Source organism: Mycolicibacterium flavescens (genome assembly GCF_001722335.1).
GTDB classification, from domain to species: domain Bacteria; phylum Actinomycetota; class Actinomycetes; order Mycobacteriales; family Mycobacteriaceae; genus Mycobacterium; species Mycobacterium flavescens.
Map to the genome: position 1 here is coordinate 187,946 of NZ_MIHA01000008.1, position 13,568 is coordinate 201,513.

General features: G+C 66.8%; 13 protein-coding genes and 1 pseudogene. 8 read left to right on the forward strand and 6 right to left on the reverse strand.

Going from position 1 to position 13,568, the window contains the following annotated elements:
* The first annotated feature begins 4 nt into the window (after positions 1 to 4).
* From BHQ18_RS13325 to BHQ18_RS13350, 6 genes are read left to right on the forward strand one after another with little or no spacing between them, the layout of a single operon-like run.
* Positions 5 to 1,201: an MCE family protein gene (locus BHQ18_RS13325; protein ID WP_069414087.1), complete on the forward strand. Its 1,197-nt coding sequence runs from the start codon at positions 5 to 7 to the stop codon at positions 1,199 to 1,201.
* A complete protein-coding gene (locus BHQ18_RS13330; protein ID WP_069414088.1) occupies positions 1,198 to 2,223 on the forward strand; it encodes an MCE family protein in 1,026 nt (341 codons plus the stop codon). The genes BHQ18_RS13325 and BHQ18_RS13330 overlap by 4 nt, the downstream gene beginning before the upstream one ends.
* The gene (locus BHQ18_RS13335) at positions 2,223 to 3,326 is read left to right on the forward strand and encodes an MCE family protein (protein ID WP_069414089.1); all 1,104 of its coding nucleotides are present in this window, start codon (positions 2,223 to 2,225) and stop codon (positions 3,324 to 3,326) included. The genes BHQ18_RS13330 and BHQ18_RS13335 overlap by 1 nt, the downstream gene beginning before the upstream one ends.
* Positions 3,310 to 4,806 carry an MCE family protein gene (locus BHQ18_RS13340; protein WP_069414090.1) on the forward strand — a complete coding sequence of 499 codons (1,497 nt, stop codon included), beginning with the start codon at positions 3,310 to 3,312 and terminating at the stop codon, positions 4,804 to 4,806. Before BHQ18_RS13335 ends, BHQ18_RS13340 begins: the two co-directional genes overlap by 17 nt.
* Entirely contained in the window at positions 4,803 to 6,134 is a 1,332-nt protein-coding gene (locus BHQ18_RS13345) for an MCE family protein (RefSeq protein ID WP_069414091.1), read from the forward strand. The genes BHQ18_RS13340 and BHQ18_RS13345 overlap by 4 nt, the downstream gene beginning before the upstream one ends.
* Positions 6,134 to 7,807, forward strand: a complete 1,674-nt coding sequence (locus BHQ18_RS13350; protein WP_069414092.1) for an MCE family protein — start codon at positions 6,134 to 6,136, stop codon at positions 7,805 to 7,807. The genes BHQ18_RS13345 and BHQ18_RS13350 overlap by 1 nt, the downstream gene beginning before the upstream one ends.
* 48 nt (positions 7,808 to 7,855) lie before the next feature.
* On the opposite strand, the gene BHQ18_RS13355 is transcribed toward BHQ18_RS13350, so the two are convergent.
* Positions 7,856 to 8,383 carry an Rv2253/PknI dimerization domain-containing protein gene (locus BHQ18_RS13355; protein WP_069414093.1) on the reverse strand — a complete coding sequence of 176 codons (528 nt, stop codon included), beginning with the start codon at positions 8,381 to 8,383 and terminating at the stop codon, positions 7,856 to 7,858.
* Between the two features lie 78 nt (positions 8,384 to 8,461).
* Here BHQ18_RS13355 and BHQ18_RS13360 point away from each other — a divergent pair, with 78 nt between their 5' ends.
* A complete protein-coding gene (locus BHQ18_RS13360) occupies positions 8,462 to 8,869 on the forward strand; it encodes a hypothetical protein (protein WP_069414094.1) in 408 nt (135 codons plus the stop codon).
* Between the two features lie 48 nt (positions 8,870 to 8,917).
* Here the strand turns inward: BHQ18_RS13360 and BHQ18_RS13365 are convergent, their stop codons facing one another.
* Positions 8,918 to 10,198 (reverse strand): cytochrome P450, encoded by a 1,281-nt coding sequence (locus tag BHQ18_RS13365; protein ID WP_069414095.1) that lies wholly within the window; start codon positions 10,196 to 10,198, stop codon positions 8,918 to 8,920.
* Between the two features lie 188 nt (positions 10,199 to 10,386).
* Here BHQ18_RS13365 and BHQ18_RS13370 point away from each other — a divergent pair, with 188 nt between their 5' ends.
* Entirely contained in the window at positions 10,387 to 11,004 is a 618-nt protein-coding gene (locus BHQ18_RS13370; protein WP_069414096.1) for a TetR/AcrR family transcriptional regulator, read from the forward strand.
* A gap of 8 nt (positions 11,005 to 11,012) precedes the next feature.
* Here the strand turns inward: BHQ18_RS13370 and BHQ18_RS13375 are convergent, their stop codons facing one another.
* The 4 genes and pseudogenes from BHQ18_RS13375 to BHQ18_RS13390 form a co-directional block, all read right to left on the reverse strand.
* Positions 11,013 to 11,468, reverse strand: coding sequence for an Rv2576c family protein (locus BHQ18_RS13375; RefSeq protein WP_069414097.1), 456 nt, complete (start codon positions 11,466 to 11,468; stop codon positions 11,013 to 11,015).
* 47 nt (positions 11,469 to 11,515) lie between these two features.
* Positions 11,516 to 12,670, reverse strand: a complete 1,155-nt coding sequence (locus tag BHQ18_RS13380; protein ID WP_069414098.1) for a thiolase family protein — start codon at positions 12,668 to 12,670, stop codon at positions 11,516 to 11,518.
* Between the two features lie 14 nt (positions 12,671 to 12,684).
* Positions 12,685 to 13,104 (reverse strand): Zn-ribbon domain-containing OB-fold protein, encoded by a 420-nt coding sequence (locus BHQ18_RS13385; protein WP_205866093.1) that lies wholly within the window; start codon positions 13,102 to 13,104, stop codon positions 12,685 to 12,687.
* Between the two features lie 75 nt (positions 13,105 to 13,179).
* Positions 13,180 to 13,566 (reverse strand): annotated as a pseudogene (locus BHQ18_RS13390) (cytochrome P450).
* Positions 13,567 to 13,568: the final 2 nt, after the last annotated feature.

The following is a 13,568-nucleotide window of genomic DNA, read 5'->3' on the forward strand; positions in this document are numbered from 1 at the left end:
GCGCATGAACAGCAATGTGGTTCGCCCCTTGACGGGTCTGGGCCTGGTGGTGACCATCGGTCTGATCATCGCGCTGGCCATCAGCCTGTTCCGGGGTGACTGGGCCGACACGGTTCCGGTGACCGTGATCTCCGACCGGGCCGGTCTGGTGATGAACCCCGACGCCAAGGTCAGGATGCGCGGCGTCCAGGTCGGGCAGGTCGAGTCGATCAAGGAGCGCCCGGACGGCACCGCCGAACTCAACCTCGCGATGGATCGCGGTGCGCTACACCTCATTCCGGACAACGTCTCGGTCGACATCACGTCGTCGACGGTCTTCGGTGCCAAGTTCGTCCAGATGAAGGCGCCGCAGAACCCGTCGGCCCAGACCCTGCGGGCCGGCCAGGTGATCCAAAGCCAGCACGTCACCATCGAGGTCAACACGGTGTTCCAGCAGCTCGTCCAGGTGCTGGACAAGATCGACCCGGCCAAGCTGAACCAGACCCTCGGCGCCATCGCCACCGCCTTCAACGGCCGCGGTGAGCAGTTCGGCAAAACGCTGGTCGACTTCAACGAGCTGCTCGCCAAGATCGAACCCAGCCTGCCCAATCTGGCGCACGACATCGAGGCCGCGGTGCCCACGTTCAGCGCCTACGGCGACGCCGCCGGTGACCTGATGTCGACGATCCGCAGCACGACCGAGGTGAGCAACTCGATCGTCGACCAACAGCACCAACTCGACGAATTCCTGGTCAGTGCAATCGGTCTGGCTGACCTCGGTAATGAGGTGATCGGCGGCAACAAGGACGCGCTGGCCGAGGTGACCCACCTGCTGGTGCCGACCGTCGAGATGCTCAGCACATACCGCAAATCGCTGTGGTGCGGCATCGGAGGGCTGGTGCCGTTCTCCAAGTCCGCTCCGCAGTACTCCGGGATCATCGTCAGCGCCGGCCTGACCATGGGCGTCGAGCGCTACCGGTATCCACGCGACCTGCCCAAGGTCGCGGCGAAGAGCGGTGGCGCCGACTTCTGCGATGAACTCGGACTGCCCGAGATGCCACCCGAGTTCGTGCCGCCGATGATCGTCGGCGACGTCGGCAGCAACCCCAACCAATACGGCAACGCCGGAATCCTGCTCAACTCTGAGGGCCTCAAGAACTGGCTGTTCGGGCCGCTCGACGGACCGCCGCGCAACACCGCGCAGATCGGAATGCCGGGATGACACGATCAACAGGAACCCTGATCAAGTTCAGCATCTTCGGGTTGGTGATGGCGCTGCTGACCGCCTTCCTGTTCGTCGTCTTCAGCGAGACCAGAACCGGTTCTACCGAGGGCTATTCGGCGGTCTTCCAGGATGCCTCCCGGTTGAAGGAAGGCGACAGCGTCCGCATCGCCGGCATCCGGGTCGGCACGGTGAAAAGCGTCTCGCTGCAGGCCGACAGGAAAGTCCTCGTCGAGTTCGACGCCGACACCAAGACGAAGCTGACGACAGGGACCAAGGCCGCGATCCGGTATCTCAACCTGGTCGGGGACCGCTATCTCGAGTTGATCGACACCCCGGATTCGGTGAAGATCCTGCCGGTCGGCGCGCAGATTCCCGTCGAACGGACCGCTCCCGCACTGGATCTCGACCTGTTGCTCGGTGGGCTCAAACCCGTCATCCAGGGACTCAATCCTGAAGATGTCAACGGGCTGACCAGCTCGCTGATCCAGATTCTGCAGGGGCAGGGCGGCACCCTCGAATCGCTGCTGTCGAAATCGTCGTCGTTCACGAACTCGCTGGCCGACAACAACGAGGTCGTCGAGCAGCTGATCGACAACCTGCGCACCACGCTCGACACCCTGTCCCAGGACGGCGAGGAGTTTTCCGGCGCCATCGACCGGCTGGATCAACTGGTCAAGGGACTGGCCGACGACCGCGACCCCATTGGCGCCGCGATCGATGCGCTCGACAACGGAACCACCTCCCTGGCCGACCTTCTCAGCCGCGGCCGGGCACCGCTGAACGAGAGCGTCGACCAGTTGGCGCGGCTCGCCCCGCTGGTCAACACCGACCTCGAGCGGCTGGACGCCACCATCCAGCGCCTGCCCGAGATCTACCGCAAGCTGGCACGCGTCGGGTCCTACGGTGCCTTCTTCCCGTACTACATCTGCGGTGTGACGTTCCGTGCCAGCGATCTCGAGGGTCGCACCGTGGTGTTCCCGTGGATTCGGCAAGAAACGGGAAGGTGTGTGGACGAGTAATGCTGAAATACCGTGGTGCTCAGTTGATGCGGGCCGGTTTCATCGGCGTCGTCCTCATCGTCCTGGTGATCACCGTCGGGCTCCAGCCCGAGCGGCTGCTGTCCTGGGCCACCTCGCTGCGGTACCAGGCGCTGTTCACCGAAGCGGGCGGGATCACCGTCGGCAACGACGTGACGGTGTCGGGTATCAAGGTCGGGTCGGTCTCATCAGTGGAACTGGTCAACGGTGATGCCCTGGTCGGCTTCACCATCGACGGCAAATACGCGCTGGGATCGGACACCACCGCGCACATCCGGACCGGCACCCTGCTCGGCGAGCGGGTGCTGGCGTTGGAATCGGACGGCAGCGGCACGCTCGATCGCAGCGAGACGATCCCGACGTCGCGGACGTCGTCGCCGTACTCGCTGACCGACGCGGTCAGCGACCTGACCGCCAACACCGCGGCCACCGACACCGGCAACCTGAACGAGTCACTGGACACGCTGGCGGCCACCCTCGATCAGGTTGCGCCCCAGTTAGGGCCGACGTTCGACGGGCTCTCGCGGCTGTCGACGTCGTTGAACAACCGCAACCAGAGCCTGGCCGAACTGCTGCGCACCGCAAGCGATGTGACCGGGATCTTCGCCGAGCGCAGCCAGCAGGTCAACCAGCTGATCCTCAACTCCAACGACCTGCTTGCGGTGCTCAACGAGCGGCGGTACGCGATCACCAGCCTGCTGCAGGCGACCTCGGCGGTGTCCCAGGAGCTGACCGGGCTGGTCGCCGACAACGAAAAGGAGTTGGCGCCGGCGCTGGAGCACCTGAACACGGTCACCGCGATGCTGGAGAAGAACCGCGACAACCTCGCCAAGATGCTGCCCGGCGCGGCCAAGTACTACCTGACCCAGGGTGAAATCGTGGCCAACGGTGCGTACTACAACGCGCTGGTCCCGAACCTGACGTTCGCCCAGATCCTGCAGCCGTTCTTCGACTACGCGTTCGGTTTCCGGCGCGGCACCGACGCCGGCCAGCCGCCGGACCAGGCCGGCCCGCGGGCCGAACTTCCCCTCCCCGTCAACGGCATTCCGCAGCCAGGAGATCTTCCCAATGATGGCAACCCGTAAGCGGATGGTGGCCGGCACGGCGATCCTGCTGGCCATCGGTCTGGTCGCCGGCGCCGCCGTCCTGGTGCGCCAGGTGTTCTTCGGGCCGACCACGATCACCGCGTATTTCCCGACCGCCACCGCGATCTACCCGGGCGACGAGGTCCGAGTGTCGGGTGTGCAGGTCGGCACGATCGAGGCGATCACCCCCGAGGGCACGCAGACCAAAATGGTCCTCAAGGTCGACCGCGGTGTGCCCGTGCCCGCGGACGCCAAGGCGATCATCGTCGCGCAGAACCTGGTCGCCGCGCGGTACGTGCAGCTCACCCCCGCCTACCGCAACGGCGACGGACCGACAATGGCCGACGGCGCGGTGATCCCGAGCGACCGGACCGCGGTGCCGGTCGAGTGGGACGAGGTCAAGACACAACTGCTGCGTCTGTCAGACGAATTGGGCCCGAAGACCGGCGTGTCGGACACGTCGGTGTCGCGGTTCATCGACAGCGCCGCCAACGCGATGGGCGGCAACGGAGAGAAGCTGCGCCAGACGCTGTCCCAACTGTCCGGTGTGGCAAGGATTTTCGCCGAGGGCAGCGGCAACATCGTCGACATCATCAAGAACCTGCAGGTGTTCGTCTCCGCGCTGCGTGACAGCAAGGAGCAGATCGTGCTGTTCCAGAACCGGCTGGCGACCCTAACCAGTGTCATCAACGACAGCCGCTCCGATCTCGACGGTGCGCTGAGCAACCTGTCGGTCGCAGTCGGCGAAGTCCAGCGGTTCGTCGTCGGAAGCCGCGACCAGACGACCGAGCAGGTTCAACGGTTGGGCAGCCTGCTCCAAATCCTCGTGGACAACAAGATGGCGCTCGAGAACGTCCTGCACATCACCCCGAACGCGATCGCGAACTTCCAGAACATCTACTACCCCAACGGCGGATCGGTGACCGGTGCGTTCTCGATCGTCAACTTCAACAGCCCGGTGCAGATGTTCTGCGGCATGATCGGCGCCGTCGCCAATGCGACAGGGCCCGAGACCGCCAAACTGTGCGCACAGTATCTCGGTCCGGTACTGCGCCTGCTCAACTTCAACAACGTCCCGCTGCCGATCAATGCGTACCTGCGTCCCGCGGTCAGCCCGGACAGGATCATCTACACCGATCCCAAGCTCGCGCCTGGCGGCAGCGGACCCGGCGATGCGCCCGAACCGGCGCCGTCGGTGTCCGCCTACACCGGTGCCGGTGACGTTCCGCCGCCGCCGGGGTGGAACGCGCCCCCCGGGCCTCCGGGGTTGTACAAGCCCGACGACGACGGGCCGGCAATACCGTCGCCGGCTCTGTTCCCGGGCGCGCCGATCCCCGGTCCGCCGAACGTGATCAGCGACCTGCCTTCTCAACCGCAGACGGTCGAGGGGATGTTGCTGCCACCGACTCCGGCGCCGGCCGCCGCCCCGGTGGACCCGAACGCACCGCTGTTGCCTGCCGAAGGGGCGCCGCCAGCATGATCTGTGGTCACGTGAAGAAGTTGGCGGTCGCCGGTGTGAGCCTGGCGGTGACGCTGACCGGGTGCTCGTTCCAAGGGGTCAATTCGCTGCCGCTGCCCGGCGCGGTCGGGCGCGGCCCGGACGCGGCCATCTACCATGTGCAGGTCGCCAATGTCGCGACCCTGGAAGCGAATTCGCCGGTGCTCATCGACGACGTCGTGGTGGGCAGCGTCCGGAAGATGACCGTCGACAACTGGCATGCCGACGTCGAGATCTCGGTGAAGCCCGACGTCGCCGTCCCCGGCAACGCTGTCGCGACGGTCGGCCAGACCAGTCTGCTCGGATCGATGCACCTGGCGCTCAACCCGCCGCTGGGCGAGAAGCCCGACGGCCGGCTGCAACCGGGCGCCACGATCCCGTTGAGCGACTCGTCAACCTACCCGTCCACCGAACGCACGCTGTCGTCGCTGGCGACGGTGGTCAACGGTGGGGGACTGGGCCAGATCGGCGACATCATCCACAACTTCAACACCGCGCTCTCGGGTCGGGAACCGCAGATTCGCGAGCTGCTGACCCGGCTCGACAATTTCGTCGGGATCCTTGATGGGCAGCGCGACAACATCATCGCCTCGATCGAGCAACTCAACCGCGTCGCGGGCACGTTCGCCGGTCAGCGCGAAGACATCAACCGCGCGCTGCGCGACATTCCGCCGGCCCTGGATGTGCTCATCAAGGAGCGGCCGAGGCTGACCACCGCACTTGATCGGCTCGGCCGGTTCGGCGACACCGCAGCGGATCTGGTCAACGAAGCCGGTGACGACCTGGTGAAGGATCTGGAGAACCTGGGACCGGTGCTCGGGGCGCTCGCCGACGTCGGGCCCGACCTCAACCTGGCGCTGTTGTGGGCGACGGCGTTCCCGTACGGTCCGACGTTCGCCGACCGGATCACCAGGGGTGATTACATCAACCTGTTCGCGACGTTCGACCTGACCTACCCGCGGCTGAAGAAGACCATCCTGCTGGGCACACGGTGGGGCGACGAGAATGCGAAACTGATTCCGGCGCCCGGCGATCCGTACTTCCTGAACTATTCGTACAACCCGATGAGCCTCGGGGTGGCGCCGCCACCGGACACCGCCCCGCCGGAGGGCAACCCGCCGCCGGGCACGGCGCCTCTGTTTCCGGCGGCCGGCCCGCTGCTGCCGGTCAAGCCACCGCCCCCGGCAGCGCCGTGGCTGCCGCAGGCCAAGGCGATCACGTCGTCTCAGATCTTCGCGGGACCGTACGGGCCGGACGCGCCACCGGCGCCGCCGGCGGAGGTTGCACCGACTCCGGGAGGCGGTGGCTGATGCTCACCCGCTTTGTACGAAATCAGTTGATCATCTTTACGATCGCCTCGATCGTCGGCGTCACGGTGATGCTGTTCGCCTACATGCAGGTGCCCACACTGTTGGGCATCGGCCGGCTGAAGGTGACCCTCGAGTTGCCCGCCGCCGGTGGGCTCTACCGCTTCGGCAATGTCACCTACCGCGGTGTCCAGATCGGCAAGGTCACCGAGGTGAACCTGACCGAGACCGGCGCGGAGGCGACGCTGTCGCTCGACACGTCACCGAAGATCCCCGCGGACCTGCAAGCCGAGGTGCGCAGCGTCTCGGCGGTCGGCGAGCAGTACGTGGACCTGCGCCCGCGCACCGACTCCGGGCCGTACCTGCAGAACGGGTCCCGAATCCCGGTGAAGGACACCACCATTCCGCAAGAGGTCGGACCGGTCCTGGAAGGGATCAACAAGCTCGTCGGCAGCATCCCCGGAGACCGGATCTCCGACCTGCTCGACGAGTCGTTCAAGGCGTTCAACGGTGCCGGACCGGACTTCCAGTCACTGATGGACTCGGCCGCCCGGGTGAGCGCCGACGCCAACGGTGTCTCGGACCAGACGCGCGCCCTGATCGACGACAGCGGACCGCTGCTCGACTCACAGGCCGAGACCGCGGATTCGATCCGGACGTGGGCGAGAAGCCTGGCCGGGGTGACCGGCCAGTTGCAGCAGAACGACCCGCAGATCCGGACACTGCTGCAGCAGGGACCCGGTTTCGCGCAGGAGGTTTCGACCCTCCTCAACGAGATCAAGCCGACGCTGCCGATCCTGCTGGCCAACCTGACGACCGTCGGCCAGGTGCTGCTGAAGTACAACCCGTCGCTCGAGCAGCTGTTGGTGATCTTCCCCGGCATCATCGCCGCCCAGCAGTCGTTCGGGCTTCCGCAGAACAACCCCACCGGCCTGCCGACCGGCGACTTCGCCATCACCATCAACGACCCGCCGCCGTGCACGGTCGGGTTCCTTCCGCCGTCGAGTTGGCGGTCCCCTGAAGACATGACCTCGATCGACACCCCGGACGGGCTGTACTGCAAGTTGCCCCAGGACTCGCCGATCGCGGTGCGCGGGGCGCGCAACTACCCGTGCATGGGCATTCCGGGTAAGCGGGCGCCGACCGTGGAACTCTGCAACGACCCCAAAGGCTATACGCCGCTGGCGATGCGGCAGCACACGCTGGGCGCGTACCCGATCGACCCGAACCTGATCTCGCAGGGCATCCCGCCCGACGACCGGACCGACTTCTCCGAGCGTCTCTACGCGCCGGTGGAGGGCACGCCGCTGCCGCCGGGTGCCGCGCCGTCGGGAACACCGCCCGGTATGCCACCGCCACCGCTGCCGGTGGCCGGCGCACCCGTGGCCGATCAGCCTCCGTCGCTTCTGGCGCCTGCACCTGCACCGGTGGCCCCGCCGCCTCCGCCCGGAAACTCCGTCAACGGCACGCCGATCCCGGCGCCGCCGTCTGCGGATCACGGTGCGCTACCGGTTGCGCCAAGTGCGCACGGCACCAATCAATCCGGCGGGCCGTCGGTGGCAGTGACGCACTACAACCCGCAAACCGGCGGATATATGACCCCGGACGGCATGCTGGAGCACACCAATCTGCCCACCAACGAACCGAAGTCGTGGAAGGACCTGCTGCCGACGTGAGCGGCGACCGGTCTGCGGCCGTAGCGGCCGCAGACCGGAGCGGTCAGGTCAGATCCGCTCCATGCGGACCGGTATCTCGATCACCAGCGGCTGGTTGCGTCCGCACGCCCCGGTGGGCCCCTCGGTAGCCTCGCGTCCCATCAGGAAATTGGTGTTCTTGACGTTGCGTTCGTTTCGGGGAGCGTCCCATCCGGTCAGGATGTACTTCTGGTGGCCGGGCGCGAAGGTGCCGTCGGGGCAGGGCAGCCAGTTCGGGATGTCGTGGTCGATGTACCAGTAGTCCTTCAGCCGGACGGTGCCGGTCCAGCCGCGGTCGCTTTTGACTTCGCCGACACACTCGATCGGGCTGACGCACTGGGTGCTGACGGTCCACGTCTGGACTACGGTCTGCTGGTCGATGAAGACCAGGGCCCCGCCGGGAGCCATGCCCACCTGGGCCCAGTCGCCGTCGGACAGCACGCGGTAGGTGCCGTTGAGAGCGACGCCAAAGTCGTTCGCGTGGGCCGAGGTTGCGGTGCCCAGGCTTGCCAGCAAGGTGATTGCCGCGGCTCCCGCGGTCAGACCAACTCCACGCATGCTGGAAGTTTATCGTGGCCGGTAGTTCTGCTCTCCGAAAGGGAGAATTTCGTTCTGGCGGTGTGGAACAATGCCAGGGTGCGAAGTGTGGCCGCAGTGTTCGCTGCCCTGGTGTCCTCGGTGTGGGTGATCGGTGCGCCGCCTGCGGGCGCGCAACCCGCACTGCCGCCGCTGCCGCCACCGGGCGCCGAGTGCAACCACCCGAACTGCACACCGGGCATCCAGCCCAACATCGTGCTCGGGTCTTATTGCAACAACACAACGTACTACGTGTTCGGGGTGACGTCGTGGGGTCGGCTGGTGTTCTGCGGTTCGCCGCGACGCTACGAACCGCGGTGGTTCCGGTCGCCGGAGATGCACGGGATCAAGATGGAGAACGACCTGTGTCCCGCCATGGAGGGCGAAGTCGCCCAGGCACCCGACGGCCTGTTCCTGACCTGTGTGGCCAAAGACGGCCGATCCTACTGGGAACGCGGCGACCTGTAACGCTCTGCGTCGACTCTGCGCCCACGGCGCAGAGTCGACGGTCGAGGATCAGTCGAGCGGCGTGAACTCGATGTTGATCTCGGTGAGCCCACGCAGGATGAACGTCGGCTCATAGACGTACTGGCGCGCGTCGAGCGGTCCGTGCTTCTCCTCGCTGACCGTGATGTCGCCCAACCGGTCCAGTAGGCGCTCGATCGATACGCGGCCCTCGACGCGGGCCAGCGGGGCGCCGGGGCAGGAGTGGATGCCGCGGCTGAACGCGATGTGCTCGCGGACGTTCTTGCGGTCCAGCTGGAACTCGTGCGGGTTGTCGAAGCGCTTCGGATCGCGGTTGGCCGCACCCGGGCTGACCATCACCGTGGTGCCGGCAGGTACCGGGGTGTCGCCCAGAGTCGTTGTCTTGCGGGCCATCCGGAACACGCTCTTGACCGGGCTGTCCATCCGCAGGCACTCCTCGACGAACACCGGGATCAGGCTGCGGTCCTCGCGCAGCTGCTGCTGGATGTCGGGCCGGTCGGACAGCACCCGCATCGCCGAGCCCAGCAGTTTGGCGGTGGTCTCCTGGCCGGCGGCGAACAGGAACGTCGCGGTGCGGACCACGTCGACCACCTCGGGAGTCGAGCCGTCCGGGTACTTCGCGGTCGCGATCGAGGTGAGGACGTCGTCGCGCGGGTTCTCCCGGCGCTCCTCGATGTAGCGGGCGAACTTCTCGTCCGCCCACTCCAGGGGGTTGGTGGCGATCACCTCGTGGTCCAGGCCGCCGATGTTGGTGCCGGGGCGCTCGGCGCCGAAGGCCTCACGGAAATCTTCGTGGTCCTCCTCGGGCACACCCAGCAGGTCGGCGACGACCAACAGCGAGAACGGTTTTGCGTAGGCCGCCAGGAACTCGCACTTGCCGTCGGTGATGAACTCGTCGATGTGGCGGTCGGCCAGCCGCCACATGAAGTCCTCGTTCTCCTTGAGCCGCTTGGGCGTCAGCAGCCGCGCCAGGATGGAGCGCGCATCGGTGTGCTGCGGCGGGTCCATCGTGACCATGTGCTCGAACATCGGGATCTCGGTGCGGTGCTTCTCCAGCAACTCGCTGATGTCATCGCCTTCGGCGGTGAACGGCATCGGGGTGAACGGACCCATCACCGCGACGCAGGACGAGAAGTTCTCGCTGTCCTTGTAGACGCTGTTGGCCGCTTCCCAGCCGGTCACCGCGAGCACGTTGTTGGTGATCGGACAGCACACCGGGTCCTTGGACCGGATGTGGTCGTAGTACGGGTGCGGGTCGGGGACCAGGGAGGGGTCGGTGAAGTAGTCAACCGAATCGAAATCTGTGGTCATGGTCTGTTCGCCCTCCAGGGTCGACGCTTACCGGCGTGGTGATGAGCGGACGCCGCCGCTCGCGGGAACACATTGGCTGAATATGCTGAGCACTTGCTTAGCATGGGGTTAAGGTCAGGGTCAAGATCGCGCGACGGGTCGCCACTACGATCGGCGTGTCGGAACGGGCGGGAAAGTGAAGTGAAGCCATGACGAGCGCTTCCGGGTCGGCGCGCCGCATCGGGGCGCCGGATGCGAAGAACCGCGGCGTGCTGCTCGACGCGGCCGAACAACTGCTCCTCGAGGAGGGGTACGCGGCGGTCACTTCGCGGCGCGTCGCGGAGAAGGCCGGCCTGAAACCGCAACTCGTGCATTACTACTTCCGGACCATGGAGGACCTGTTCCTGGCGGTGTTCCGGCGCATGGCCGAAGCGGGTCTGGAGGTGCTCACCGAAGCGCTGGCGTCGCCGCAGCCGCTGTGGGCGCTGTGGCGGTTCAGCACTCAGCCCGAGGCCACCCGGCTCACGATGGAGTTCATGGGGCTGGCCAATCACCGCAAGGCGCTGCGCAGCGAGATCGTCTTCTACGCCGAACGATTCCGCGAGGAGCAGAACAACGCGATCGCCGCGGCGCTCAAGCGGTACGGCGTCGAGTCCATCGATGTGCCGCCGGTGGTCTGGACCGTGTTCGCGACCAGCGTGTCGCAGAGCCTGGTGGTCGAGCGGGCGCTCGGCATGTCGACGGGGCACGCCGAGGTGTTCGCGTTCTGTGAGGCGTGGATTCGCCGGCTGGAGGGGGACCCGCTCCCGGCGGGCAGTACGAAATAGGCGGGCTGTCACCAGCTTCGGATCGAACAGAGCGCGCCCTTGGGGCCCTGGTCCGTGGCGACGACCACCCCGTCGACCGCAAGCACGCAGTGGATGTTCGGCTTCGCCTCGCCCGGGCCGCTGGTCGCCGTGACCATCGCCCACTGATCGGGATCGGCCAGCTGCACGTCGAGGTTCCACTGCTGGTCCGGCCCGATCTGCGCCTTGGCCTTCGGGCTGAACGAGTACGGATTGTGGCTGTAGGCAGCCCAGTTCGGCGGGTCGACGTCGCGGTAGTAGATGTCGACGTAGAACGGCTGCTCGGCGAACACGGTGTACTTCACGTTGCGCAACGGGGGCCCCGGCGGCTCCTGCGCCGCCGCGGGTGCGGTGGCCGCCAGCACACCACCGACCGTCACGGCGGCCGCCGAGGCGACACCGAGCAGGGCGGACACCGAGGCGCGGAAGCGTCGCGAGAAGTTCATTTCCGGATTTTAAAACGTCGTTTGCTGACCAGGACGCGAATCGTCACCTACCGGGACAGGATCGTCGCCGACGCGGTCCCCGGCGCGCCATACACCTGCGCGAGCCCCACCTTCGGCTCGCCGGGCACCTGGCGGTCACCCGCCTCGCCGCGCAACTGGCGGACCAGCTCGTGCACCTGCCGCAGCCCCGACGCGCCGATCGGTTCACCATTGGCGATCAGGCCGCCGTCGGTGTTGATCGGCATCGACCCGTGGATCTCGGTGGCGCCGTCGGCCAGCAGCTTCTCCTGTTCGCCGTCGGCGCACAGGCCGGTCTCAGCCATGTGGATAACCTCGGCGCCGGCGTCGGTGTCCTGCAACTGGGCGATGTCGACGTCCTCGGGTCCGATACCGGCGGCCTCGTATGCGGCCCTGGCCGCGTACACCGTCGGCGAGGGGTCTTCGTCCAGCGGCGCCGAGGTCGCGTGCACCTCGTAGGCGCCGAACGTGCGGGTGCGGATCTCTGAGGCCCGCACGTAGACCGGCTTGTCGGTGAAGCGGTGCGCGATGTCACCGCGGCACATGATCACCGCGGCCGCGCCCTCGTCGGGGGCGCAGAACATGTACTGCGTCAGCGGGTAGTTCAGCACCGTCGAGTTCAGGATCTCGTCGACAGGGATTTCCTTGCGCCGGAACGCGTTCGGGTTCAGCGCGCCGTTGCGGAAGTTCTTGTTCGCCACCCGGGCCAGCGTCTCCTGGGAGATGCCGTGCTTGTGGATGTAGTGGTTGGCCTTCATGCCGAAGAACTTGGTCGTGACGAACTGGCCGTTCTCGGCGTACCACTGCGGCAGGGCCAGCTTGGCCGGGTCGTCGGTGAACGCCCCGCGCGGGTGCTTGTCCAGGCCGATCGCGATCCCGATGTCGTACTTGCCGAGCCGGATGGTGTCGGCGGTCTGCTGGATCGCCGACGCGGCGGTGGCGCAGGCGTTGAAGACGTTGGTGAACGTGATGCCGGTGAGCCCGACGAGCCGGGTCACCGCGTCGGGGTTGGACACCTCGTAGCTGCCGCCGAAGCCGAACTGGATGTCCTTCCACTCCACCCCGGCGTCGCCGAGCGCGGTGTGGATGGCCTCGGCGCCCATCTCCATCGCGGTCTTGTCGAAGCGGCCGAACGGGTGCAGGCCCACGCCGATGATCGCGACCGAGTTGTCTGCGGTGCTCATTTTCGTGGTCCTCTCTAGACCGGTTGGAACGCGAAGGTGACGACCTCGTTGCCCTCGTCGTCAGTGGTGAACGGGATCATCGTCAGCTCGACCTGCTGGCCGAACTGCAGCTTGGCCGGATCGTTCTCGGTGAGCCGGCCCTCGACTCGGATGACGTCCTCGAGCTGCACCAGGCCGACACCGAAGGGCACGAAATCCTTACCGGACGGCCCCTTATAGGGCGGTCCGGGCGGGAAGCCCTGCGTGGTCCAGGCAACCAGGGTGCCGCGCCGGGGGAGCAGTACCTGCGACATCTCGCCGGCGCTGCACTTCGGGCAGCGCTGCTGGACGGGAAAGGTGGTGGCGTCGCACTTGGTGCATTTACTGCCGATGAGTTGGGGTTTCTCATCGGGCCAGGTCGAGATCTCCGGTGCGAGTGCAATCTGGGTGGACACGGGGTGACCATAATCGGAAATGACGTTCTCGTCTAGAGAGAACCGCCGCCGCGCCCCGGTTTCGGCGGTGGTCGGTCAGGACACCACGCGTGGCGTGGCGGCGAGGCGTGCGGTCACGACGACGCGAACGCCGCGGTCCGGGACGATCGTGACGTGGTGGGCCTTGCGCTTCTCCGGCTGGGGGCGGTCCGGCGCCAGACGCACCCGGCGCAGCACCGTCGCGAGGATCACGCGCATCTCGAGCATCGCCAGGTTGGCGCCGGGGCAGCGCCGGGCGCCGCCGCCGAACGGCAATCAGGCGCTGGGGTCGGGCTCGTTGCCGTCGAGGAACCGCTCCGGCCGGAACACCTCGGGCTGGGGGTAGTGCGTCGGGTCGTCGTGCGACACCGTGCGCACATCGCCACATCGCAGCCCTGCGCGGCGACATCCGGGCCATGCCGGTGCCCAGACCGGAACTCGCACCG